The 21299-nt window shown below is 71.5% G+C and carries 21 protein-coding genes; 12 read left to right on the forward strand and 9 right to left on the reverse strand.

What is annotated here, in order from left to right; all coding sequences use genetic code 11:
* Positions 1-52 precede the first annotated feature (52 nt).
* Positions 53-1297 carry a cytochrome P450 gene (locus ACZ7L4_RS16360; protein ID WP_472103038.1) on the forward strand — a complete coding sequence of 415 codons (1245 nt, stop codon included), beginning with the start codon at positions 53-55 and terminating at the stop codon, positions 1295-1297.
* Here the strand turns inward: ACZ7L4_RS16360 and ACZ7L4_RS16365 are convergent.
* Entirely contained in the window at positions 1294-3321 is a 2028-nt protein-coding gene (locus ACZ7L4_RS16365) for a bifunctional glycosyltransferase 87/phosphatase PAP2 family protein (protein WP_472103040.1), read from the reverse strand. The two genes, ACZ7L4_RS16360 and ACZ7L4_RS16365, sit on opposite strands and share 4 nt — an antisense overlap.
* A 357-nt stretch (positions 3322-3678) precedes the next feature.
* On the opposite strand from ACZ7L4_RS16365, the gene ACZ7L4_RS16370 reads away from it, so the two are divergent.
* Complete coding sequence (locus tag ACZ7L4_RS16370; RefSeq protein WP_472103042.1) at positions 3679-5064, forward strand: MFS transporter; 1386 nt, start codon at positions 3679-3681, stop codon at positions 5062-5064.
* Between the two features lie 94 nt (positions 5065-5158).
* Positions 5159-5845 carry an O-methyltransferase gene (locus ACZ7L4_RS16375; protein WP_472103044.1) on the forward strand — a complete coding sequence of 229 codons (687 nt, stop codon included), beginning with the start codon at positions 5159-5161 and terminating at the stop codon, positions 5843-5845.
* Here the strand turns inward: ACZ7L4_RS16375 and ACZ7L4_RS16380 are convergent.
* A complete protein-coding gene (locus tag ACZ7L4_RS16380; protein ID WP_472103046.1) occupies positions 5830-6246 on the reverse strand; it encodes a hypothetical protein in 417 nt (138 codons plus the stop codon). The genes ACZ7L4_RS16375 and ACZ7L4_RS16380 overlap by 16 nt on opposite strands.
* A 77-nt stretch (positions 6247-6323) precedes the next feature.
* On the opposite strand from ACZ7L4_RS16380, the gene ACZ7L4_RS16385 reads away from it, so the two are divergent.
* Both ACZ7L4_RS16385 and ACZ7L4_RS16390 read left to right on the forward strand, forming a co-directional pair.
* Complete coding sequence (locus ACZ7L4_RS16385) at positions 6324-6758, forward strand: DnaJ family domain-containing protein (protein ID WP_472103048.1); 435 nt, start codon at positions 6324-6326, stop codon at positions 6756-6758.
* A gap of 25 nt (positions 6759-6783) precedes the next feature.
* Positions 6784-7104, forward strand: coding sequence for an antibiotic biosynthesis monooxygenase family protein (locus ACZ7L4_RS16390; RefSeq protein ID WP_472103050.1), 321 nt, complete (start codon positions 6784-6786; stop codon positions 7102-7104).
* A gap of 380 nt (positions 7105-7484) precedes the next feature.
* Here the strand turns inward: ACZ7L4_RS16390 and ACZ7L4_RS16395 are convergent, their stop codons facing one another.
* Together ACZ7L4_RS16395 and ACZ7L4_RS16400 are read right to left on the reverse strand one after the other, a co-directional pair.
* Positions 7485-7952, reverse strand: a complete 468-nt coding sequence (locus tag ACZ7L4_RS16395; protein WP_472103052.1) for a hypothetical protein — start codon at positions 7950-7952, stop codon at positions 7485-7487.
* A gap of 5 nt (positions 7953-7957) precedes the next feature.
* On the reverse strand, positions 7958-8599 hold the full coding sequence (locus tag ACZ7L4_RS16400; RefSeq protein ID WP_472103054.1) for a hypothetical protein: 642 nt from the start codon (positions 8597-8599) through the stop codon (positions 7958-7960).
* Between the two features lie 126 nt (positions 8600-8725).
* On the opposite strand from ACZ7L4_RS16400, the gene ACZ7L4_RS16405 reads away from it, so the two are divergent.
* Positions 8726-9280: a GNAT family N-acetyltransferase gene (locus ACZ7L4_RS16405; RefSeq protein ID WP_472103056.1), complete on the forward strand. Its 555-nt coding sequence runs from the start codon at positions 8726-8728 to the stop codon at positions 9278-9280.
* On the opposite strand, the gene ACZ7L4_RS16410 is transcribed toward ACZ7L4_RS16405, so the two are convergent.
* Positions 9207-11279: a DHA2 family efflux MFS transporter permease subunit gene (locus ACZ7L4_RS16410; protein ID WP_472103058.1), complete on the reverse strand. Its 2073-nt coding sequence runs from the start codon at positions 11277-11279 to the stop codon at positions 9207-9209. The two genes, ACZ7L4_RS16405 and ACZ7L4_RS16410, sit on opposite strands and share 74 nt — an antisense overlap.
* A gap of 257 nt (positions 11280-11536) precedes the next feature.
* Between ACZ7L4_RS16410 and ACZ7L4_RS16415 the strand changes: the two genes are divergently transcribed.
* A complete protein-coding gene (locus tag ACZ7L4_RS16415) occupies positions 11537-12367 on the forward strand; it encodes a peptidoglycan-binding domain-containing protein (RefSeq protein WP_472103060.1) in 831 nt (276 codons plus the stop codon).
* Positions 12368-12449: 82 nt separating this feature from the next.
* On the opposite strand, the gene ACZ7L4_RS16420 is transcribed toward ACZ7L4_RS16415, so the two are convergent.
* Both ACZ7L4_RS16420 and ACZ7L4_RS16425 read right to left on the reverse strand, forming a co-directional pair.
* Positions 12450-13127 (reverse strand): HAD-IA family hydrolase, encoded by a 678-nt coding sequence (locus tag ACZ7L4_RS16420; protein ID WP_472103062.1) that lies wholly within the window; start codon positions 13125-13127, stop codon positions 12450-12452.
* A 164-nt stretch (positions 13128-13291) separates the two neighbouring features.
* Positions 13292-14038 carry a DUF4142 domain-containing protein gene (locus tag ACZ7L4_RS16425; RefSeq protein ID WP_472103064.1) on the reverse strand — a complete coding sequence of 249 codons (747 nt, stop codon included), beginning with the start codon at positions 14036-14038 and terminating at the stop codon, positions 13292-13294.
* 247 nt (positions 14039-14285) lie between these two features.
* Here ACZ7L4_RS16425 and ACZ7L4_RS16430 point away from each other — a divergent pair, with 247 nt between their 5' ends.
* From ACZ7L4_RS16430 to ACZ7L4_RS16445, 4 genes are all read left to right on the forward strand, one after another.
* Positions 14286-14957 (forward strand): HNH endonuclease family protein, encoded by a 672-nt coding sequence (locus ACZ7L4_RS16430; RefSeq protein ID WP_472103066.1) that lies wholly within the window; start codon positions 14286-14288, stop codon positions 14955-14957.
* 106 nt (positions 14958-15063) lie between these two features.
* A complete protein-coding gene (locus ACZ7L4_RS16435) occupies positions 15064-16698 on the forward strand; it encodes an alkaline phosphatase D family protein (protein WP_472103068.1) in 1635 nt (544 codons plus the stop codon).
* Between the two features lie 373 nt (positions 16699-17071).
* The gene (locus ACZ7L4_RS16440) at positions 17072-18991 is read left to right on the forward strand and encodes an FAD/NAD(P)-binding protein (RefSeq protein ID WP_472103070.1); all 1920 of its coding nucleotides are present in this window, start codon (positions 17072-17074) and stop codon (positions 18989-18991) included.
* A 96-nt stretch (positions 18992-19087) separates the two neighbouring features.
* A complete protein-coding gene (locus tag ACZ7L4_RS16445; protein WP_472103072.1) occupies positions 19088-19546 on the forward strand; it encodes a DoxX family protein in 459 nt (152 codons plus the stop codon).
* Positions 19547-19638: 92 nt separating this feature from the next.
* On the opposite strand, the gene ACZ7L4_RS16450 is transcribed toward ACZ7L4_RS16445, so the two are convergent.
* Positions 19639-20154 carry a superoxide dismutase family protein gene (locus ACZ7L4_RS16450; protein WP_472103074.1) on the reverse strand — a complete coding sequence of 172 codons (516 nt, stop codon included), beginning with the start codon at positions 20152-20154 and terminating at the stop codon, positions 19639-19641.
* Between the two features lie 256 nt (positions 20155-20410).
* Between ACZ7L4_RS16450 and ACZ7L4_RS16455 the strand changes: the two genes are divergently transcribed.
* On the forward strand, positions 20411-21043 hold the full coding sequence (locus tag ACZ7L4_RS16455) for a DedA family protein (RefSeq protein WP_472103076.1): 633 nt from the start codon (positions 20411-20413) through the stop codon (positions 21041-21043).
* Here ACZ7L4_RS16455 and ACZ7L4_RS16460 read toward each other — a convergent pair.
* Positions 21031-21282, reverse strand: coding sequence for a DUF2277 domain-containing protein (locus ACZ7L4_RS16460; RefSeq protein ID WP_472103078.1), 252 nt, complete (start codon positions 21280-21282; stop codon positions 21031-21033). The two genes, ACZ7L4_RS16455 and ACZ7L4_RS16460, sit on opposite strands and share 13 nt — an antisense overlap.
* Positions 21283-21299 lie beyond the last annotated feature (17 nt).

The raw sequence follows: 21299 nt of genomic DNA on the forward strand, positions 1-21299 counted from the left end.
TACCTTCACAGCCACAACTGACGGATCGTCAGACCACCACGGGAGTGACTCCATGCCGTGCCCCGCGCTGCCCGACGGGTTCGACTTCACCGATCCCGACCTCCTCCAACACCGCATACCGCACCCGGAGTTCGCCGAGCTCAGGCAGGCCGAACCGGTCCGCTGGATCGAGCAGGAACACGGCATCTCCGGCTTCGACGACTCCGGCTACTGGGCCGTGACCCGACACGCGGACGTCAAATACGTCTCCACTCACCCGGAGATCTACTCGTCCAACATCAATACCGCCGTGATCCGCTTCAACTCCTCGATCGAGCGCGACCAGATCGACGTACAGAAGATGATCATGCTCAACATGGACCCGCCCGAGCACACCCGGGTGCGCCAGATAGTGCAGCGCGGGTTCACGCCGCGCGCCATCCGGTCCCTGGAGGAGAAGCTCAGGAACCGCGCCCGCGACATCGTCGACGCGGCGGTCCAACAGGCGGGCCCAGACGGCGCGTTCGACTTCGTCACCAATGTCGCCGTCGAGCTGCCGCTGCAGGCCATCGCCGAGCTCATCGGCATCGAGCAGAAGGACCGCTCCAAGGTCTTCGACTGGTCCAACAAGATGGTCGCGTACGACGACCCGGAGTACGCGATCACCGAGGAGATCGGCGCCGAGGCCGCCATGGAGATCGTCGGCTACGCGATGAACCTCGCGGCCGACCGGAAGAAGTGCCCGGCCAAGGACATCGTGACGCAGCTGGTCGCGGCCGAGGACGAGGGCAACCTGTCCTCCGACGAGTTCGGCTTCTTCGTGATCCTGCTCGCCGTCGCCGGCAACGAGACGACCCGCAACGCCATCACCCACGGCATGCACGCCTTCCTCACCCACCCCGACCAGTGGGAGCTCTACAAGCGGGAGCGCCCGAGCACCACGGCCGAGGAGATCGTGCGCTGGGCGACCCCCGTCGTCTCCTTCCAGCGGACCGCCACGCAGGACACCGAGCTCGGCGGACAGAAGATCAAGGCGGGCGACCGGGTCGGCCTCTTCTACTCCTCCGCCAACCACGACCCCGAGGTCTTCGAGAACCCGGACACCTTCGACATCACCCGCGACCCGAACCCGCACCTCGGCTTCGGCGGCGGCGGCCCGCACTTCTGCCTCGGCAAGTCCCTGGCCATCCTGGAGATCGACCTGATCTTCAACGCCCTGGCCGACGCGGTCCCGGACCTGCGCTTGGCGGGCGACCCCCGCCGCCTGCGCGCGGCATGGCTGAACGGAGTGAAGGAGCTCCAGGTGGCAACCGCTTAGAGCCCCTGCGGCGATTGAGCAGCGGGGTCCGGGGCAGCGCCCCGCGACCGCAACACCGGCCCCGCCAAAGAGGCCCGCGGCCCCGACAACACATACGTAAGGCCAAACCCGACACCAACGACCACCGCACCCCCCACCGCGTCCAACACCCAATGGTTCCCCGTCGCCACGATCGCGGACACCGTGAACAGGGGGTGGAGAAGGCCGAGCGCCTTCATCCACCACCTCGGGGCGAGGGCCACGATCACGACGCCGCACCACAACGACCAGCCGAAGTGCAGCGACGGCATCGCCGCGTACTGGTTGGTGACCGCGGTCAGCGTCCCGTAGTCCGGCTGGGAGAAGTCCTGCACGCCGTGGACCGTGTCGATGAAGCCCAGCGTGGGCATCAGGCGCGGCGGCGCGAGCGGGTACAGCCAGAAGCCGACGAGGGCCAGAACCGTCGCGAAACCGAGGGAGGCGCGCGCCCACCGGTAGTCCGCGGGGCGGCGCGCGTAGAGGACCGCGAGGACGGTCAGCGGCACCACAAAGTGAAAGGACGTGTAGTAAAAATCGAAGAAATTGCGGAGCCATCCGACCGATACGACCGCATGGTTCGCCCAGTGCTCGATGTCGATGTGCAGGAACTTCTCCACTGAGTGCACCTGCGCCCCGTGCTCCTCGGCCCGCTCCCTGCCGCCCGCCGCGACGATCCTGACCTGCTGGTACGCGGAGTATCCGACGCGGATCAGGAGCAGTTCGAGCAGCAGGTTGGGACGGGCGAGCGCGCGCCGCCACACCGGCAGCAGCGGCACCCACTCCCAGCGCGCGGGGGCCGGCTCCGTATAAATGGTGGGCCGCACGGCGCCGAAGGCCGGATCCGCGCGCCGCAGGAAGGGGACGGCGCAGGCCGCCGCGAGCACGGCGACCAGCACGAGGTTGTCCCGCAGCGGCGCGAGCACCGGCAGCTTCGGCAGTATCGCGGAGGCCGGAAGCGTCATGACCAGGACCACGGCGACCGGCCACACCGCCCGGTCCGCGGTCTTGGACCCCACGCGGCCGACGACGGCGAGCAGCACCCACAGGAGCTGGTGCTGCCAGGTCGTCGGGGACACCGCGACCGCGACACAGCCGGTGATCGCGACGGCGAGCAGCAGCTGCCCGTCGCGCGCGTACGCGATGGAGCGGCGCAGGCCGAGCACGGCCACGGCGGCGCCGAGGGCCAGGAAGAGGGCGATCTCCAGCGGCCCCGAGAGGCCCGATCGCAGCAGCATGCCGTGCAGCGACTGGTTGGCGACGGCGGCCGGATCGGTGGCGAGCCCGGCGCCCGCCACATGATGCACCCAGTACGTCCACGAGTCCTGCGGCATGGCGAGCCAGGCGACGCCCGTGCCCGCGGCGAAGGCGGTCCCCGTCGCGACGGCGGCGCGTCCGCGGCCCGTGAACCAGAGGAGCGGGGCGAACAGCAGCACCGTCGGCTGGAGCGCGGCGGCGACGCCGATCAGCGCGCCGGACGCCACCTGCCCGCGTACCGCGAAGCAGCCGAGCAGCACGAGCAGGACCGGCAGGATGCTGGTCTGGCCGAGCGTGAACGCGTTGCGCACCGGCAGCGACAGCATGAGCAGGCTGATCGCGACGGGCGCCGCGAACTGCGCCGTACGCCGGGAGACGGGCCGCGGCAGGGCGTGCGCGGCGACCACGCCGAGCGCGACGACGAGTGCCAGCGAGCCGAACGTCCAGCCCCAGCCGAGCGCTTGCTCCGCCGCGCGCGCGAGCGGCTTGAGGACGAGCCCGGCGAACGGGGGCCCGGTGAACCGGTCGGGCGCGTCGTACAGCGAGCCGCTGACGTGCAGCACCCCTTCGGGGCCGATCCAGGTCTCCAGATCGGTGAGGCGCTCACCCGGAGGAGCGCTCAGCACCGCCACGAGTTGACGCGCGCCGAGCACGCCCGCGATCAGCCACAGGCCGGCGCGCAGCACGCCGAGCCGCCCCGTCACCGGATCCGTGGATCCCGGCGCCACTCCTCCGTGCTCCGCGTTCGCCACGCCTTTCGGACCTCCCGCTCAACTCGGCCGGTTCACCGACATACACCGCACTCCCGGTAAGACGCAGGCAACTGCTCCTTCACCTGTCTGTCCACCGGGATTTGACGGATAGGCAGTGTCTTCGGCCACTTTGTCCCGGCCTTCACACGTGCGGTTCCGCGACATAGATCACAAGAATTTGCATCAGCACCGTGTGAAGGCTTCGACGTTTTCCCAGGCCGGAGGGGGTTTCCTTACGGGGAGAAGTTAGCTGAACACTACCCGTTACGGGCGCGGGCGCCCCTATGGTCGATGCGTCGGCCGTTCCGCGTGAACGGCCGTTGCTCTTGTCCCCGACGAAAGGAAGGCGAAGGACCCGTGTCCAGCGCTACTTCCATCGCCCCCAGTACCGGCGGGTCCTTCGCCCCCACGAAGGACCGCACCTCATCCGAGCCCACCACCACCGACCCCGCGCTGGTCAAGCGCGCGGTCAAGGCGGCAGCCCTCGGCAACGCGATGGAGTGGTTCGACTTCGGCGTCTACGGCTACCTGACCGCGACGCTCGGACACGTCTTCTTCCCTGCGGCCTCGAGCACGGCACAGGTCCTTTCCACGCTCGGCACCTTCGCCGCCGCCTTCCTCGTGCGCCCCATCGGCGGCGCCTTCTTCGGCCCGCTCGGCGACCGCATCGGCCGCCAGCGCGTCCTCGCCATCACCATGATCATGATGTCGGCGGGCACCTTCGCGATCGGCCTGATCCCGTCGCACGGCGCCATCGGCATCTGGGCGCCGGTGCTGCTGATCGTGGCGCGCATGGTGCAGGGCTTCTCGGCCGGTGGTGAGTACGGCGGCGCGTGCACGTTCATCGCCGAGTACGCGCCGGACAAGCGCCGCGGCTTCTTCGGCTCGTTCCTGGAGCTCGGCACGAACGCCGGTTACGTCGCCGGTGCCGCGCTCGCGACGGTGCTCACGACGACGATGGCCACCGACGACCTCTACAGCTGGGGCTGGCGCATCCCGTTCCTGATCGCGGGCCCGATCGGCCTGGTCGGTCTCTACGTCCGGATGAAGCTCGAGGAGACCCCGGCGTTCAAGAAGCTGGCGGACGAGGCCGAGGCGAAGGAGAAATCCAACCCGAAGCCGAAGCTCAAGGAGATGTTCGTCGGCAACGCCAAGCCGATGTTCCTGTGCATCGCGCTGGTCCTGGTCTTCAACGTGACCGACTACATGCTGCTCTCCTACATGCCGACGTTCCTGAGCGAGGAACTGCACTACGACGCCACGCACGGCACGCTGATCCTCATCGGCGTCATGCTGCTGATGATGGTCGTGCAGCTCCCGATGGGCCTCGCCAACGACCGCTTCGGCCACCGCTGGGTGATCGGCATCGGCTGCGCCGGCTTCCTCGCGCTGTCCGTCCCTGCGATCCTGCTGATCCAGCAGGGCTCCACGTGGGCGATCGCGCTCGGCCTGGCCGCGCTCGGCCTGCTGCTCGTCTCCTTCACCTCGTCGATGCCCTCGACGCTGCCCGCGCTGTTCGACACGAAGGTCCGCTACGGCTCCCTGGCCGTCAGCTTCAACCTGTCCGTCTCGATCTTCGGTGGTACGACGCCGCTGGTCGTGGCCTCGCTCATCGCGGCCACGGGCAACCTGATGATCCCGGCGTACTACATGATGGCCGCGGCCGTCATCGGCGGTATCGCGGTGTGGCGCATGAAGGAGTCGGCGGGCAAGCCGCTGCCGGGCTCGCCGCCGGCGGTGTGACGCACACGTAGTCCTTGAAGAGGGCGGGTCCGGAGCGGTGAACATCGCTCAGGACCCGCCCTCTTTCGCGTTCCCCCTGCCTACGCTGACGGCCATGACGACTCAACCGGCACAGCCTGAGCCCGAGTCCGCGGCCGCCGTCGACGCCTACCTCGCAGACCTCCTCGCCCCCGCCGACGAGGCCCTGGCCGGGGCCCTCGCCGACAGCGAGGCGGCGGGGCTGCCCGGCATCAACGTCTCGGCCACCAACGGGAAGCTCCTGCACCTCATCGCCCGGATCCAGGGCGCCCGCCGGATCCTGGAGATCGGCACACTCGGCGGCTACAGCACGATCTGGCTGGCCCGCGCGCTGCCCGCCGACGGGGCGCTGATCACCCTGGAGTACAGCGACCGGCACGCCGAGGTGGCCCGCGCCAACATCGCCCGCGCGGGCCTGGACAAGGTGGTCGAGGTCCGGGTGGGCGCGGCGCTCGACTCGCTGCCGCGCCTCGCCGATGAGGGCGGCGACTTCGACCTCGTCTTCATCGACGCGGACAAGGTCAACAACCCGCACTACCTGGAGTGGGCGCTGCGGATGACGCATCCGGGCAGCGTGATCGTCGTCGACAACGTGGTGCGCGGCGGGCGCGTGACGAACGCCGACTCCACGGAGGGCGACGTCGTCGGCACCCGCGCCGCGCTCCAGCTCCTCGCGGACCATCCGAGGCTGGAGGCGACGGCGATCCAGACGGTGGGCGCCAAGGGGCACGACGGGTTCGCGCTGGCCTATGTGAGTTCGTGACAGAAGCCGACGTGCACGCTGCGCGGCCCGCTCCGGTCGGCCACCAGCACCTCGCCGGAGGAGCCGCGCGGCAGCGTCACCACCCCGCCGTACGCGACGGCTTGTCCCATCCCCTGCCGCCCCTGGCCCTGCGGACCGAACCGGACCCGTACCTCCGAGGCGGGGTCGTCCTGCGAGCCGCGCAGCCAGAACAGGACCCAGTCGCCCTCCGGGCCGCACCGGAACTCCAGGTGCACCCGCGACACGAACAGCCAGTCCTCGGGGATCACGAGCCGGCACACGCTCGCGTCGCGGCCGACCCGCAGGACGGATCCCGGCTCGCTGCGGGCCTCGGCCATGGCCATCGCGGCCGTCGCCCCCTCGTCGCCACCGGCCATGGTGGCCATGGTCAGTTCGAGCACAGCGCTACCCCCACCACCGTCGTGCCTTCGTGGCTCGCAGCCTAGAGCGCCTCGATCCGCTCTGGGACACTTGCTTCATGACCGAACGCAAACCGCCCGGAGTCAGCTTCGAGTCATTCGTCGACAAGCAGATCCGCGACGCGGAACGACGCGGCGACTTCTCCTCGCTGCCCGGCGCGGGCAAGCCACTCGAATCCTCGGCCGACTCCACGTACGACGAGAACTGGTGGATCAAGGGAAAGCTGGCCCGCGAGGGCTTCTCCGTCCTGCCGCCCTCGCTCGCGCTGCGCAAGGAGGCCGAGGACACCCTGGCGGCGCTGCCGAAGGCGCCGTCGGAACGGGTGGTGCGCGAGAGGCTCGCGGAGCTCAACGACAAGATCCGCGACATGATGTTCAAGCCGCCGCCGGGCCCGCCGCTCGGCCTGAAGCCGTACACGGCCGACGAGATCGAGGAGATCGTGCGGGAGTGGCGGCAGGCGCGGGAGTCACGGTCGGGGCGCGAGTCGGCCTGAGAGGTCGCTGAGGCACGATGGGCACATGAGCATCGTGAAGATCAACGCACTCACCGTCCCCGAAGAGCAGCGGGAAGTCCTCGAGAAGCGCTTCGGCGCGCGGGCCGGCGCCGTCGAGAGCTCGGACGGGTTCGAGTGGTTCGAGCTGCTGCGCCCCATCGAGGGCACCGACCAGTACCTCGTCTACACCCGCTGGCGCGACGAGGCCGCGTTCCAGGCCTGGATGGAGGGCCCCATGAAGGCCGCCCACCAGGGCCCGCAGACCGGCGACCGCCCCAAGCCGGCCGCGAGCGGCTCCACGGTGTGGTCCTTCGAGGTGGTCCAGCAGGCCGCCCCGAAACAGTAGCGCCTCCGGCGCCTCCAACCGGATCGGTCCGTGACGCCAACGCGGCGTCCCGGAGCCCGGAGCCCGCGGGGAGCACCGCCCACTTTCCCACCCACCCGCCCCCTCCGGGGGCTCCCGCCCCGGACGAGGCGGAGGTCAGCAGAAGCGGGTGGGCGGAAGGGCCGTCCCCGGAAGCGGCGCCAGAGCCCGGGAGCGAGACGGGCCCGCCAGGCACGGCCCGCCAGACACGCGGCGTCGACCGCCAAGCGCGCGGCACCCACTCACCACGAGGCCCGGCACCCGCCCGCCAAGCGCGCAGCTTCCGCCCATCACGGGCGTGGCACCCGCACGTCAGGCACCCCGCGGCGGTTCGCTGCGGGGTGCCTGACGGGGTGCTCAGGTCAGAGTTTCAGGAGCCGTTCCGTCGTCTCCCGGTAGTCCCGGAGGGCCAGGCGGAGGCGTTCCGTGTCCTCCGTCGAGCCCTGCCAGGTCGTGCGCAGGGTGCGGCGGTGGCTCGCGAGGGTTTCGGTGAGGCGGGCCGTCAGGTCCTCCAGGACGTGGTCGGCCTCCTCCACCGAGGCGCGCGGCTCGTCGACGAAGCCGGTGAGCGCGTGCCGCAGCCGGCCCTCGAGTTCCTCGCGCTCGCCCGTGGGGACGAGGTCGCCGCGTCGTTCGCGCACGGGGGTCCCGACAGCCCGCTCAGGACCCGGTGCCAAGCCGCCCCTCTTCTCGGCCTCGGTCGGCCGCTCCGGGTGCAACGCGACCCCCTCGTCGTCCGCGGCACGCCTCGTGGGAGCCGCCGACCTCTCCGGATCCACCGCGATCCCCTTGTCGACCCCGTCCGCCGCGGCACGCTCAATGTCTGTCATCGGGCTCAACTCCCCTTCGCCAGGCGCCCCTTGAACGCGCCGGGGCGCTTGTGTGTCGGCCGGTCGGTGGCGCGGGCGCGGGGCGTCGCGCGGTCCGGGCCGACCAGTTCGTCGAAGAGCGGCCGCGCCTCGACCATCGCCTCGCGCAGCTCCTCCGTCCCGGTCCCGCTCTCCTCCGCGCGGCCCGTGCGGGCATGCGCCGCGCGGTGCACACGCCGGTACCCGTGCACGTGCGCGCCGTGGTGGACGGAGAGCGCGTCGAGCTGCTCCTCGTAGTGGACGCCGTCCGGGAAGCCGCGCTCGTGCGCCAGGTCGGCGAGGAGCGTGTCGGCCTCGGCGACGGCGACGTCCGGGGACTCGACGAAGCGTTCCTGGGCGTCGGCCCAGCGCGCCAGGTACCGCTCGCGGACGACGGGGTCCAGCGGCTGCTCGCGCAGCGCACCGTGCCGCTTCACGCGCTCGGTCAGCTCCCGCTCCGCCGCCCTGGTGTCACCGTCGTGCCGCGCCACGGTCCGCTCGTACTCGGGCCCGAAGCGGCGCCGCAGGCCGCGCCCGCCGCGGGGCGCGGTCCGCGCGGCGAAGATCCCCGCCGCGACGACGACCACGACCCCCACCACGATCAGAGCGATGATCAAGCCTGTGGACATGACTGCCTTCCCTCAACTGTGGCTGTTCCACGCCGGGTTGCCCCGCCCGACGGCCTGAAACAGATCCGAACCGGCCACGCCGAATCCCAGTTGCGCCCAGCCACCCCACCGGCCTCACCATGTCCCATGAACACCACGTCCTGGACCGTCTCCCCCGAGCCGTACGACTCCCCCGCGGCTGCCGCGCTCTGGCGCGCGTACTACACGGAGATGAGCGACCGCTGGTATCTGCTGCACGAGGGGCGCCCGACGGACCCCGCCGAACTCGAGCGCGGGATCGCCGCCGAGTCCGGTTCCGAACTGACGCCTCCGCACGGCCAGTTGCTGCTCGCCCGGTACGCGGGCGAGCCCGCGGGGACGGCGGGCGTACGGATGGTGGACGCGGTCACGGCCGAGCTCACGCGCGTCTACGTGCGCGAGGAGCTGCGCGGCAAGGGCGGCGCCCCGCTCCTCGTGGCCGCGGCCGAGGACGCCGCCCGCGCGCTCGGCGCCGCCGCGATCCGCCTCGACACCCGCGGCGACCTGGTGGAGGCGCGGGCCCTGTACGCGCGGCTCGGTTACGCCGAGACCGCGCCGCACAACGCCGACACGTACGCCGAGCACTGGTTCAGGAAGGAGCTGGCGCCGCCCCGGACCTCGCGTGCGGCCGCTCCTCGTCCGAGCCGCACATCTCCGCGTTGAGGTCGGCGACCAGTTCGACGAGGTCGCGGGGGCGGTCCGGGCCCCACCAGTCGCCGAGCAGTTCGGCGAGGGACTCCTCGCGGGCCCGTCCGAGGCGTTCGGCGACCACGCGGCCCTCGTCGGTGAGGATCAGGTCGGGGCCCTCGCGCACGGCGAGGCGGCGCTCCTCGACCTGTCGGGCCGCGTCGAGGATCACGGGCAGCGGGATCGCCGTGTACTCGGCGAGGACGCCCGGCTCGGCCCACCCGTTGCGATGGGTGCGCAGGACGAGCCAGCTCGCGGCGGGCAGCAGGTCGTAGCCGGCCTTCGCGGTGATCTTCTCGTACACCTCGCGGCGCCCCTCCCGGCTGCCGAGCGTGGACAGGGCGCGCACCGCCTCGTCGTACGAGGAGCGCTCGACGGGGTTGCTGGCGAGCGTCTCGGTGACGTCGGGCGCGGTGACCGAGCCGCGCAGCGGGTCCTCGTGCAGCAGCAGCGCGAGCGCGAAGGCGAGCAGCGTGACCGGGACCGCGTACAGGAAGACGTCCGTGATGGACGTGGAGTAGGCGTGGATCACGGGTGCCCGCACGTCCGGCGGGAGAGCGGCGATGCCGCGCGGGTCGGCGCCGAGCGAGTCAGGGGTGACACCCGGTGGCAGCTGCCGTCCGGTGAGGGCGTCGCCGAGCCTGCTCGCGAGCTGGTTCGCGAAGATCGTGCCGAAGATCGCCACGCCGAACGACGCGCCGATGGACCGGAAGAACGTGGCGCCCGATGTGGCCACGCCCAGGTCCTCGTACGGGACGGCGTTCTGCACGATCAGGACCAGGACCTGCATGACGAGGCCGAGGCCCGCGCCGAAGACGAAGAAGTACAGGCTCATGACGCCGGTGGCCGTGTGCTCGTCCATGTTGTGCAGGAGCAGCAGCCCGATCATGGTGATGGCCGTGCCGGCGACCGGGAAGATCTTCCAGCGTCCGGTGCGGCTGACGACCTGCCCGGACAGCGTGGTCGACAGCAGGATGCCGAAGACCATCGGCAGCATGTGCACACCGGACATGGTGGGCGTGACGCCCTGGACGACCTGCAGGAACGTCGGCAGGTACGTCATCGCGCCGAACATCGCGAAGCCGATGACGAAGCTGATGACCGCCGACAAGGTGAAGGTGCGGACCCGGAACAGGCGCATCGGCAGGACCGGCTCCGCCGCCCTGAACTCGACGAACACGAAGGCGACTCCGAGGACGACGCCGAGGATCGCGAGACCGATGATCTGCGGGGATCCCCACGCCCACGTGGTGCCGCCGAGCGAGGCGACCAGGACGAGGCAGGTGGCGACGGAGGCGACGAGGAACGTGCCGAGGTAGTCGATGCGGTGCTTGCGGGAGCGGACCGGGATGTGCAGGGCCGCGGCGATCACGAGGAGCGCGACGACGCCGATCGGCAGGTTGACGTAGAAGACCCAGCGCCAGCTGAGGTGCTCGGTGAACAGGCCGCCGAGCAGTGGCCCGAGGACGCTCGTCGCGCCGAAGACGGCGCCGAACAGGCCCTGGTACTTGCCGCGTTCACGCGGCGAGACGATGTCGCCGACGATCGCCATGGACAGCACCATCAGGCCGCCGCCGCCGAGTCCCTGCAGGGCCCGGAAGCCGATCAACTGCCCCATGTCCTGCGCGAGTCCGCACAGTGCGGAGCCCACCAGGAAGATGACGATGGCGAGTTGGAAGAGCTTCTTGCGTCCGTACTGGTCGCCGAGTTTCCCCCACAGCGGGGTCGCCGCCGTCGCGGCGAGCATGTACGCGGTGACGACCCAGGACAGATGTTCAAGGCCGCCCAGGTCGCTGACGATCGTCGGCAGCGCGGTCGACACGATCGTCTGGTCGAGCGAGGCCAGCAGCATGCCGAGCAGCAGCGCGCCGATCGACACGAGGACACCGCCCGACTTGGCGTTCTCCCTGGGCGCGGCGGGCGCTCCACGACCGCCGTCCCCGGGCCCCACGGCGTCGACGTCCTGGCTGCTCATGTGGCCACCTCCGAAGCCGGCCCGGCGCGGACGGAGCCGGGTGCTTGGTACTTCCCATCCTGGTAGGTGTGACCAGGTTTGGCCTGTTGAGTCATGCGGCGCACGAAGTTTTTCGCCACGACTGCCGGTCACGGTGTGCACACGGGTGCCGACGAGCGTTTATGGGACCGGCGCTGCGGCCGGGGCCCGGGGGTCTGCATAATGCGCTTCAGCGACCGGGCGGGGGGCCCGGGCGCCCGGCAGGGGGGTAGCGAGCAGTGAGCGATGAACGCCGTACGTGTCCGGAGTGCGGGGCCGCGGAGGGGGCGGACGGGGCGCCGTCCTGCGCCTGCGACCCGGAAGCCTTCGCTCCGCTCCGTGTCCGCCCCTACGTCTCGCTCTCGGAGCCGTCCCAGCCGACGCCACCACGGCCCGCCGACCCGTACGCGTATCCGCCACCGCCTCCGCACACGGCGGACGACGACGCCGACGACGGGCGCGCACCGGACGAGCCGCCCCGGCACGGCCGGATGCTGCTGCTCTCCGCGGTCACGGGCGTGCTGAGCGTGGCGACGCTGGTGACGGTGCTGATCACGTCCCCGGGCGACGACGGGGCGTCCGCATCGGACAACACGGCGGCGACGGCGACAGCGGTGCCGTCCGCCCCGTCCCGCACGGCGTCCCCCACGAGGAGCTCCGCGTCCCCGTCGCCGAAGACCTCACCGTCCGCGACGGCCACACCGACGCCCTCGCGTACGGTCACGACGTCGCCCGCACCGACCTCGAAGAAGCCCGACACGGACGCCAAGAAGCGCGACCGGAGCCCGTCCCCTTCGGCCTCCCGCACGACGTCGTCGGCGCCGGACGACGACGCGACCCTGCGCAGGGGCGACAGCGGCCGCGAGGTCGTCGAACTCCAGTGGCGCCTCAAGCAGTTGAACCTCTACGTCGGCGAGATCACCGGCGACTTCGACAGCCCCACGGAATCCGCACTCAGCACCTACCAACTCTCCCGCGGCATCAGGGACGACGAGCGCGGCGAATACGGCCCGGCAACGCGAACGGCCTTGGAACGGGAGACGGGCGGCAAACGGAGCCGCCGGCATTAGGGGCGCGGGGAACTGCGCGCCCAACCACGACAGGGCGCAATCCGCGACGCCCCAGAACCTCTGTGCCCCAGGGCAAAAAACGTCACCCCACGTGCAGCGCAACCTCACCATCGGCCAAAACCTCAACGCGTACGACCGAAAGATCCGGAACACATACGGTCGCCCCGTGCGCGAGGGCACGCGGCCCAACCCCCACAACCCGCATCCCCGCGGAGCGCCCCGCCGAGATCCCCGCCCCCGAGTCCTCGAACACCACACAGTCCGCCGGATCGACCCCCAGCTCGGCGGCGCCCTTCAGGAACCCCTCGGGATCGGGCTTGCTGGCCCCCACGTTCTCCGCGGTCACCCGCACCGCCGGGTACGCGAGCCCCGCCGCCCCCATCCGCGCCGTCGAGAGCGCGAGGTCGGCCGAGGTGACGAGGGCGTACGGAACACCACTGGCCGCGACCGCGTCGAGGAAGCGGGCCGCGCCGGGGATCTCGACGACGCCCTCCACGTCGACGGTCTCCTCGGCGAGCATGCGCGCGTTGTCCGCGTAGTTCTCCGCCATCGGCCGCTCGGGGAGCAGTTCGGCGAGCGTGGCGTGGGCCTGGCGGCCGTGCGCGACCGAGAGGACGTGCTCGGCGTCGAATCCGTGGGCGGCGGCCCAGCGGCGCCAGATCCGCTCGACGACGGCGTCGGAGTTGACGAGCGTGCCGTCCATGTCGAGGAGGAGTGCGCGCGCCTTGAGAACAGTGGGCACCGTGGGCGAGGCCGTCATCGGCGGGCTCCAGACCTGTGGAGGCGTGAGAAGGACAAGGCGGCCCCGCCCGCTGGTCAGGGTTGAACGGGCGGGTGCCACTTTGTTTCTCCACGATACAAAAACTCCCCCGAAGATCGCCACCCGGCCCCCACGCACCACGCCGCGCCCCTCGTCGCCGCTGCTCAGCGCGTCGTCGGCGGCGACGAGGGGAACGTCTTCGTGTACGGGTTCGGCAGCCCCGGCGGCGCGACCAGCGCGACCTGCGGCGCTCCCGGCTGCGGCACCGGCGGGGTCATCTGCGCCTTCGGGACCCGCGGTGGCCCGGTCTGCTCGGCGAGGGCCTGGTCCATGTTGACGAGACCCGTCTTCTCCAAGACCTCCATGTGGTCGCGCACCACATCGTTGGCCTCGTTCGCCAGCCGCCGTATCTCGGAGTTCTGCGTCGTGGCCCGGATGTTGCTGATGGCAGGGAAGATCTGCCCGTGCGTCACACGCATGATGTTCGACGCCGTGGAGTCGAACTCGGTGCCGCGCTTGGACTCCACGGTCGCCACGAACTGCTGCTGCTGCGCCGTGGGTTGATTGGGCAGCGTGATGCCGAGGTCCTGGGAGATCTTGCGGCAGCTGGCGTCCAGCAGGGAGTGCCCGACGACGAGGTGCTGCCCCGCCGTCTTCATCTCCGGCGTCGTCCCCCGCTTCAGAACCTCCTGACCCAGGGGGAACTCCCACAGGCCCGCCGATCTGACCTTGACCACGAAGTCCCGGTCGGCCTCGGTGAGCGGACCCCAGCGGGTACTGGCAACGACGCGTGTCTGCGTCGTGGTCGTGTTCTGCACGCCGAGCATGGCCGGATAGGCCAGGGCCGAGACGGTCACGATCAACGCGCCGATCACGAAGAGGTTTCCGGCCGTGGAGCGCGAGAGTCGCATGGTGCCTCCAGTCACGAACGAGGGTCACCGGAGAGTACGGACGCGGACCCCGCACCGATCAGCGCTCGACGAAAATCCCCTCGTTCTTTTTCACGCCCACCCCCAGCCAACTCCCGTTTCGCCGGGCCCACTTGTGATCGACCGCCCGGCCCGCCACCATATTGACGCGACCCTGCCACACGCAGCGCCCCACCGCACACAGCACCGGCAGGGCCCCGTAACTCCACCCCACCTCAAGGGAGTTCACATGCGCCGCACCTCACGCTCGCACCGCGCCCGCCGGTTCTACGCGCGTCGAATATCGGTCGCCGGAGCCGCCGTCGGCACCACCGCCCTCGCCCTGCTGCTCACCACCCCGTCCGCGCAGGCCTCACCGCCCACCCCGATCAGCGCGGCCACCGCCCGTACCTACCTCGGCGAGCTGACCGAGAAGGCGGAAGGTTCCTCCGACGGCTACAGCCGCGACAAGTTCCCGCACTGGATCACCCAGTCCGGCGCGTGCAACACCCGCGAGGAAGTCCTCAAGCGCGACGGCAAGGACGTCCAGACCGGCTCCGACTGCGCGGCCACGTCCGGGAGTTGGTACTCGGAGTACGACGGCGAGACCTGGACGGCCTCCTCCGACGTCGACATCGACCACGTCGTCCCGCTGTCCGAGGCATGGAAGTCGGGCGCGAGTGCCTGGACCAACGACGAACGCCAGGGCTTCGCCAACGACCTCACGCGCCCGCAGCTCATCGCCGTCACCGACAACGTCAACCAGTCCAAGGGCGACCAGGACCCGGCCGAGTGGATGCCCTCGCGCTCCGCGTACACCTGCACGTATCTGCGGATGTGGGTCCAGGTGAAGCACCACTACGCGCTCAGCGTCGACCCGGCGGAGAAGTCGGCGATCCAGTCGGGGCTCAGCGGCTGCTGAGGGCTCCGGCCAGGTCGTTTCGTTATCGCCGGAACCGTCCCGCCCGCCTCCGACGTTCCGTACCGTACGGGGCCGGAACGTCGGGGACACGAGTGGAGGCGATCACGTGGCGAGGCTGCGCCTTGGACCACTGCTGCGGTACGTGGACGAGGAGACGGCGACGGTGTGGGTCGAGGCGAGCCGGCCCTGCGTCGCCGAGGTGCGCTGCGCGGACGGCGCGTCGGGCAGCGCACCCACGTTCCAGGTCGACGGGCACCACTACGCGCTGGTCCCGGTCACCGGGCTCACGCCCGGCACGGAGACCGCGTACGAGGTGATCCTCGACGGCGGCGGGGTCTGGCCGCTGCCCGACTCCCCGTTCCCGGCCAGCACCATCCGCACCCCTGCGTACGACGCGGACACCCCGGTCCGCGTCACGTTCGGCTCCTGCCGCTGGGCGGCGCCACCGGCCGACGAGCACGACCCGGTCGGCCCCGACGCCCTCGACACCCTGGCCGCCCGCATCGCCGCGGACCCCGACGGCGAGCGCCCCGACGTCCTCGTCCTCCTCGGCGACCAGGTCTACGCGGACGAGACCTCCCCGGCGACGCAGCAGTGGCTCGCCCGCCGCCGCGACCTCTCGGACCCGCCCGGCACGGAGGTCGCGGACTATCAGGAGTACACGCACCTCTACTACGAGTCGTGGCTGGACCCGGAGGTCCGCTGGCTGCTCTCGACGGTCCCCAGCGCGATGATCTTCGACGACCACGACCTGATCGACGACTGGAACACCAGCGCCGCCTGGCTCGCGGACATGCGCAAGGTGCCCTGGTGGCGCGAACGCCTGCTGAGCGGCCTGATGTCGTACTGGGTGCACCAGCACATCGGCAATCTCTCGCCCGCCGCCCTCGCGACCGACCCGGTGTACGCGGCGGTACGCGCGACCCCCGACGGGACGGACGCCCTCCGGGAGTTCGCGGCCCGCGCGGACGCCGATCCCGCCTCGGTCCGCTGGAGCTACCGCCGCGACTTCGGCCGCGTACGCCTTCTGATGGTGGACACGCGTGCGGCCCGCGTCCTGGACGAACGGCACCGCTCGATGCTGGCCCCCAGCGAGTCGAAGTGGCTGCGCGAACAGGCCCTGGCCGACCACGGCACCTACGACCACCTCCTCATCGGCACGTCGCTGCCCTGGCTGCTCCCCCACCTCATCCACGACGCGGAGGGGTGGAACGCGGCGCTGTGCCGGGGCGAGCGCGGTCCGCGCTGGGCGCGCTTCGGGGAAGACCTCCGACGGCGGGCGGACCTGGAGCACTGGGCGGCGTTCCCGGCGTCGTTCGCGGCGCTCGCCGACCTGGTCGCGGAGGCGGGCTCGGGTTCCTCCGCACCGGCGACCATCTCGGTCCTCTCCGGCGACGTCCACCACGCGTACGTCGCCGAACCGAGCTGGCCCGCGGGCGCGGAGGCACCGAGCGCCCGCGTCCTGCAGCTCACCTGCTCCCCGGTCCACAACTCCGTCCCGGCCTCCATACGCGTCGGCTTCCGCTTCGGCTGGAGCCGGTTCGGCCGGGTCCTCGGCCGCCGCTTCGCCCGCCACGCACGCGCGGGCACACCCCACATCACCTGGACCCGCACGGGCGGCCCCTGGTTCGGCAACCAACTGATGACCCTGACCCTGCGCGCCCGCACAGCAACCCTGTCCCTGGACCAGGCAACCGCATCCCACGGCCTGACCCGCGCGGACGAACGCCGACTGACCTAGCGCACATCAAGCCCCTGCGGCGATTGAGCAGCGGGGCCCGGGGCAGAGCCCCGCGACGTCGGGCGATCGAGGCGCGAGGGTCCGGTCCGGCAAATCAAGCCCCGCCGGCGATTGAGGCGCGGGGCCCGGGGCAGAGCCCCGCGACGTCGGGCGATCGAGGCGCGAAGGTCCGGCCCGGCAAATCAAGCCCCGCCGGCGATTGAGGCGCGGGGCCCGGGGCAGAGCCCCACGACGTGGGAGGACGCTCCCAGTACCCACCGCGCGACCGAGACCGGGTGACCCCGCCCACACCCCCACCCATCCCCGAAGGGAACCGGCATGATGACCCCGTCCCCCACTTCCCCGCAGCCCCACATGCCACGGGAGTCACACCTTGCCCGTCCCCCACCCCGAGCCCACCCTCGCCGTCGTCGGCGCGGGCCCACGCGGCACCAGCGTCCTGGAACGCCTCACCGCGTCGGCGGACGAGCTCCTGCCGCCCGGCATCCGGCTCACGGTCCACCTGATCGACCCGCACCCGCCGGGCGCGGGCGCGGTCTGGCGCACGGACCAGGCGCCGGAACTCCTCATGAACACGGTCGCCTCACAGGTCACCCTGTTCACCGACGACAGCGTCGACTGCTCGGGCCCGATCCGCCCAGGCCCGAGCCTGCACGAGTGGGCCGGGCGGCACGACGTACCGGTGGACCCCGACGCGTACCCGACCCGCACCCAGTACGGGCGCTACCTGCGCTGGGTGTACGCGGAGACGGTGGCCGCGGCGCCCGCGTCCGTCGAGGTCGTCGCGCACGCCACCCGCGCCGTCCGCCTCGACGACGCCGAGGACGGCCGGCAGACCCTCACCCTCGCCGACGGCCGCCGCCTCACCGGCCTGCACGCGGTCGTCCTCACCCAGGGCCACCTGCCCGCCGTCCCCGCCCCGGCCGAGCGCGACCTCACCGAGTACGCCCGGCGGCACGGCCTGCGCCACCTGCCGCCCGCCAACCCGGCCGACCTCGACCTGAGGTGCATCGCCCCCGGCGAACCGGTGCTGCTGCGCGGCCTCGGCCTCAACTTCTTCGACCACATGGCGCTCTTGACGGAGGGCCGCGGCGGCCGCCACATACGCACGGCGGACGGCGGCCTGCGCTACATACCCTCGGGCAACGAGCCCCGCCTGTACGCCGGTTCGCGCCGCGGCATCCCGCACCAGGCACGCGGCGACAACGCCAAGGGCGCGTACGGCCGCCACCAACCCGCCGTACTCACACCGGAGTCGATATCCGGATTCCGCAAACGCGCCGACTCCGGCAACGCCCCCGACTTCCTCGCCGACATCTGGCCGCTGGTCGCGAAGGAGGTCGAAACGGTCTACTACGAAACTCTGCTCAAGACCACCGAGGGCCGCCCCCGCACCCACGAGGCCTTCCGCGAACACTTCCTCCCCACACCCCACCGCTCCCCTCAAGAGGCCACCGTCCTCCGCGAGTTCGGAATCCCCGAACACCAACTGTGGTCCTGGGACCGCGTCTCCCGCCCCGCCTCCGGCCGCACGTACACCTCTCCCGCCACATGGCGCGCCTGGCTTCTCGGCCATCTTCGCGAGGACGCCGCCCACGCCGCGCTCGGCAACGTCGACGGACCCGTGAAAGCCGCCCTCGACGTGCTGCGCGACCTCCGCAACGAACTGCGGCTCGTCGTCGACCACGGCGGCCTGACCGGACCCTCGCGCCGCGACCACCTCGACCGCTGGTACACCCCGCTCAACGCGTTCCTTTCGATCGGTCCGCCCCGGCGTCGTATCGAGGAACTGACCGCGCTGATCGAGGCCGGCGCCCTGACCGTGGTGGGTCCGCGCATGGAGGTGGCGGCACGGGACGGCCGTTTCGTCGCGCACTCACCCGATGTGCCCGGTTCGACCGTGAGGGTCACCACACTCGTCGAGGCCCGACTGCCCGAGCCCGACCTCCGCAGGACCGCCGACGACCTGCTCGAACAGCTCCTGAAGACCGGCGCCGCCCGCCCGCACGCGGTCGAGGGGCACGAGACCGGGGGCCTCGACGTGACGCCCCGTCCGTACCGCCTGATCGACCGTCAAGGACGCGCGCACGCACGGCGGTTCGCCTTCGGAGTGCCGACCGAGGGGGTGCACTGGGTGACCGCCGCCGGGGCCCGCCCGGGCGTCGACTCGGTCACCCTCTCCGACGCCGACGCGGTGGCCCGAGCGGCCCTGAACGCCACTGGTACAGCGGCCGAAGCGGAGGCCGATCATGGCCGGATGTTGAACTTGCAAGCACTAGTTAGGTTCCCCTAATCTGTGGCGCCCCACACCGGTGGCGGCAGCGGCGACGAAGGCGCTCCGTGCGCCGGATTTCTCGGTTACGTCCCCACCGACCGAAGGAGCCCCACCATGACTGGACGTCTGAACAGCGCCCAGCCCTACGCTCTCGGCCTCTTCCGCATCGTCATAGGCCTGCTCTTCACCTGCCACGGCGCCTCCTCGCTCTTCGGCGTCCTCGGTGGCGCGATGGGCAACGGCGGCACCGTCCCGACCGGCACCTGGCCCGGCTGGTACGCGGCCGTGATCCAGCTCGTCGGCGGCGGCCTCGTGCTGCTCGGCCTCGGCACCCGCTTCGCCGCCTTCGTCGCGTCCGGCTCGATGGCCTACGCGTACTTCAAGGTCCACCAGCCCGAGGCGCTGTGGCCGCTCCAGAACGGCGGCGAGGCCTCCGTGCTGTTCTGCTGGGCGATGCTGCTGCTCGTCTTCACCGGCTCCGGCGCGCTCGGCCTCGACCGCCTCTTCGCCGGACGCGGCGAGCGCGTCGAGGACAAGGACACGGCCCCGGCCGGCGAGGCCGTCCCGGCCTGACACCGCGCGCGTACGACGACGGCGGCCCGCTCCCCACGTGCACGCGTGGAGGGCGGGCCGTCGTCGTACGCGCAACCTCAGGAGGCGGGACCTCAGGAGACCGAGGCGAACGGCACCGTGAAGCACGCCACCCGCTCCCCCGACGAGCCCGGCTTGTCGTGGATCACGACGGAGCCCGCGCCGCCCGGCCGCAGCCCCCACTTCTTGTGGACCTGCGCCCCGCCGTCGCCGTCCGCGTCGGCGGTGAAGTCGAGCCAGAGCTCGTTCTCCTCGGTCACCCGCTTCGGGTCCACCACGTTCTGGTAGTGCCCGCCCGCCGCCTCGGGGTCGGCGCCGCACGGCTTCTGGTGGACGTGCGCGCCGTACTCGTGGCCCGGCACGAGCCCTCTCACCCGCAGGCTCACCGTCATGCCCGAATCGGTGCCGTGCTGCGCCACCTGGATCGCCGACGCCGGCGGCACGAGGGCCTTGTCGTACGTGAGCGCCGAGGACGCGACGAACGCGTCGGGCGGCGAGAAGTGCCCCGCCGCCCGCACCCAGTAACTCATCGTCGCGCTCGCGGTGCCGCTGGTCACCGCCAGTACGGACGCCACGAGGGCACCTGTCACGATTTTCGCCTTCATTTCCGCTTCCTCCGATCACTCAGGGTCACCAGACCCGTCCTCATACTGGCTTTTTGGTACGGGACGTGACCGACCCATCACGGCAGGAACACGCGGGAACGTGAGATCCGGAACAACTGTGCCCCTTTCGCCACTTCAGCCACTTCCGAGGCGTACGCTGTACAGCTGTCATGTCAGCCGCTCCTGTCGGGAGGGAACGGCCGGAAAGCACCGGAACGGTCCGTACGGGAGTAGGCGAACAGTGCTGCAGAACGTCCTGGGGTCACTGACCGACAGCTCGTGGATCTACGCGATCGTGGGACTCTCCGTCGTCTTCGACGTGTTCGTGCCGGTGCTGCCCAGCGGCTTCCTCGTGATCGCCGCGGCCACCGCGACCGCGGGCGGCGCGGCCGCCACCGGCGGCGTGCCGCACCCCGACCTCCCGGACCTGCTGGCCCTCACGCTCTGCGCCGCGACGGCCTCCGTCCTGGGCGACCTGGTCGCCTACCGGATCGCCTGGCGCGGCGGCGAGCGCCTGGACCGTGCCCTCGCCCGCTCCCGGCGCCTGAGCACCGCGCAGGAACGTCTCGGCGGGGCGCTCGCGCGCTCCAGCGGCGGGCTGCTCGTGATCATCGCGCGGTTCGCGCCCGCGGGCCGCTCGGTCGTCTCCTTCGCGGCCGGCACGGCGCACCGCCGGGTCCGCGAGTTCCTGCCGTGGTCGGCGGCCGCGGGCGTGGCCTGGGCCGCGTACAGCGTGGCGCTCGGCTATTTCGGCGCGCAGTGGCTGGGCGCGAGCTGGCTCTCCACCATCGTCTCGGTCCTCGCCCTGGTGGGCGCGGGCGCGGTGGCGGCGTACGTGATGCGCAGGCCGGTTCCGGCGGCTCAGGAGGCCTGAGCGGACTCCGGGGACTTCTTCGGCTGCGCGGCCCCGCGCACCTCGAGGCCGTCGAGCAGCTCGGCGGTCGCGCGGGCGACGTCGTCCACCGCCCGTTCGAACACCTCGCGATTGTGCGCGGCCGGCGCCCTGAAGCCGGACACCTTCCGCACGTACTGCAGGGCGGCGGCCCTGATCTCGTCCTCGGTGGCCTCCTCGGGGAGCGCGGGCGGGCGAAGGGTCTTGATGCTGCGGCACATGCCTCCAGTCTGCCGCC

Source organism: Streptomyces sp. NPDC107575 (genome assembly GCF_055657265.1).

Bases quoted from the DNA above. Each gene is read 5' to 3' on its own strand.
- ACZ7L4_RS16410 (WP_472103058.1), bottom strand. From the start codon at position 11,279: ATGAGCAGCCAGGACGTCGACGCCGTGGGGCCCGGGGACGGCGGTCGT.
- ACZ7L4_RS16390 (WP_472103050.1), top strand. From the start codon at position 6,784: ATGAGCATCGTGAAGATCAACGCACTCACCGTCCCCGAAGAGCAGCGG.
- ACZ7L4_RS16360 (WP_472103038.1), top strand. From the start codon at position 53: ATGCCGTGCCCCGCGCTGCCCGACGGGTTCGACTTCACCGATCCCGAC.
- ACZ7L4_RS16445 (WP_472103072.1), top strand. From the start codon at position 19,088: ATGACTGGACGTCTGAACAGCGCCCAGCCCTACGCTCTCGGCCTCTTC.
- ACZ7L4_RS16375 (WP_472103044.1), top strand. From the start codon at position 5,159: ATGACGACTCAACCGGCACAGCCTGAGCCCGAGTCCGCGGCCGCCGTC.
- ACZ7L4_RS16430 (WP_472103066.1), top strand. From the start codon at position 14,286: ATGCGCCGCACCTCACGCTCGCACCGCGCCCGCCGGTTCTACGCGCGT.
- ACZ7L4_RS16395 (WP_472103052.1), bottom strand. From the start codon at position 7,952: ATGACAGACATTGAGCGTGCCGCGGCGGACGGGGTCGACAAGGGGATC.
- ACZ7L4_RS16405 (WP_472103056.1), top strand. From the start codon at position 8,726: ATGAACACCACGTCCTGGACCGTCTCCCCCGAGCCGTACGACTCCCCC.
- ACZ7L4_RS16425 (WP_472103064.1), bottom strand. From the start codon at position 14,038: ATGCGACTCTCGCGCTCCACGGCCGGAAACCTCTTCGTGATCGGCGCG.
- ACZ7L4_RS16420 (WP_472103062.1), bottom strand. From the start codon at position 13,127: ATGACGGCCTCGCCCACGGTGCCCACTGTTCTCAAGGCGCGCGCACTC.
- ACZ7L4_RS16460 (WP_472103078.1), bottom strand. From the start codon at position 21,282: ATGTGCCGCAGCATCAAGACCCTTCGCCCGCCCGCGCTCCCCGAGGAG.
- ACZ7L4_RS16385 (WP_472103048.1), top strand. From the start codon at position 6,324: ATGACCGAACGCAAACCGCCCGGAGTCAGCTTCGAGTCATTCGTCGAC.
- ACZ7L4_RS16400 (WP_472103054.1), bottom strand. From the start codon at position 8,599: ATGTCCACAGGCTTGATCATCGCTCTGATCGTGGTGGGGGTCGTGGTC.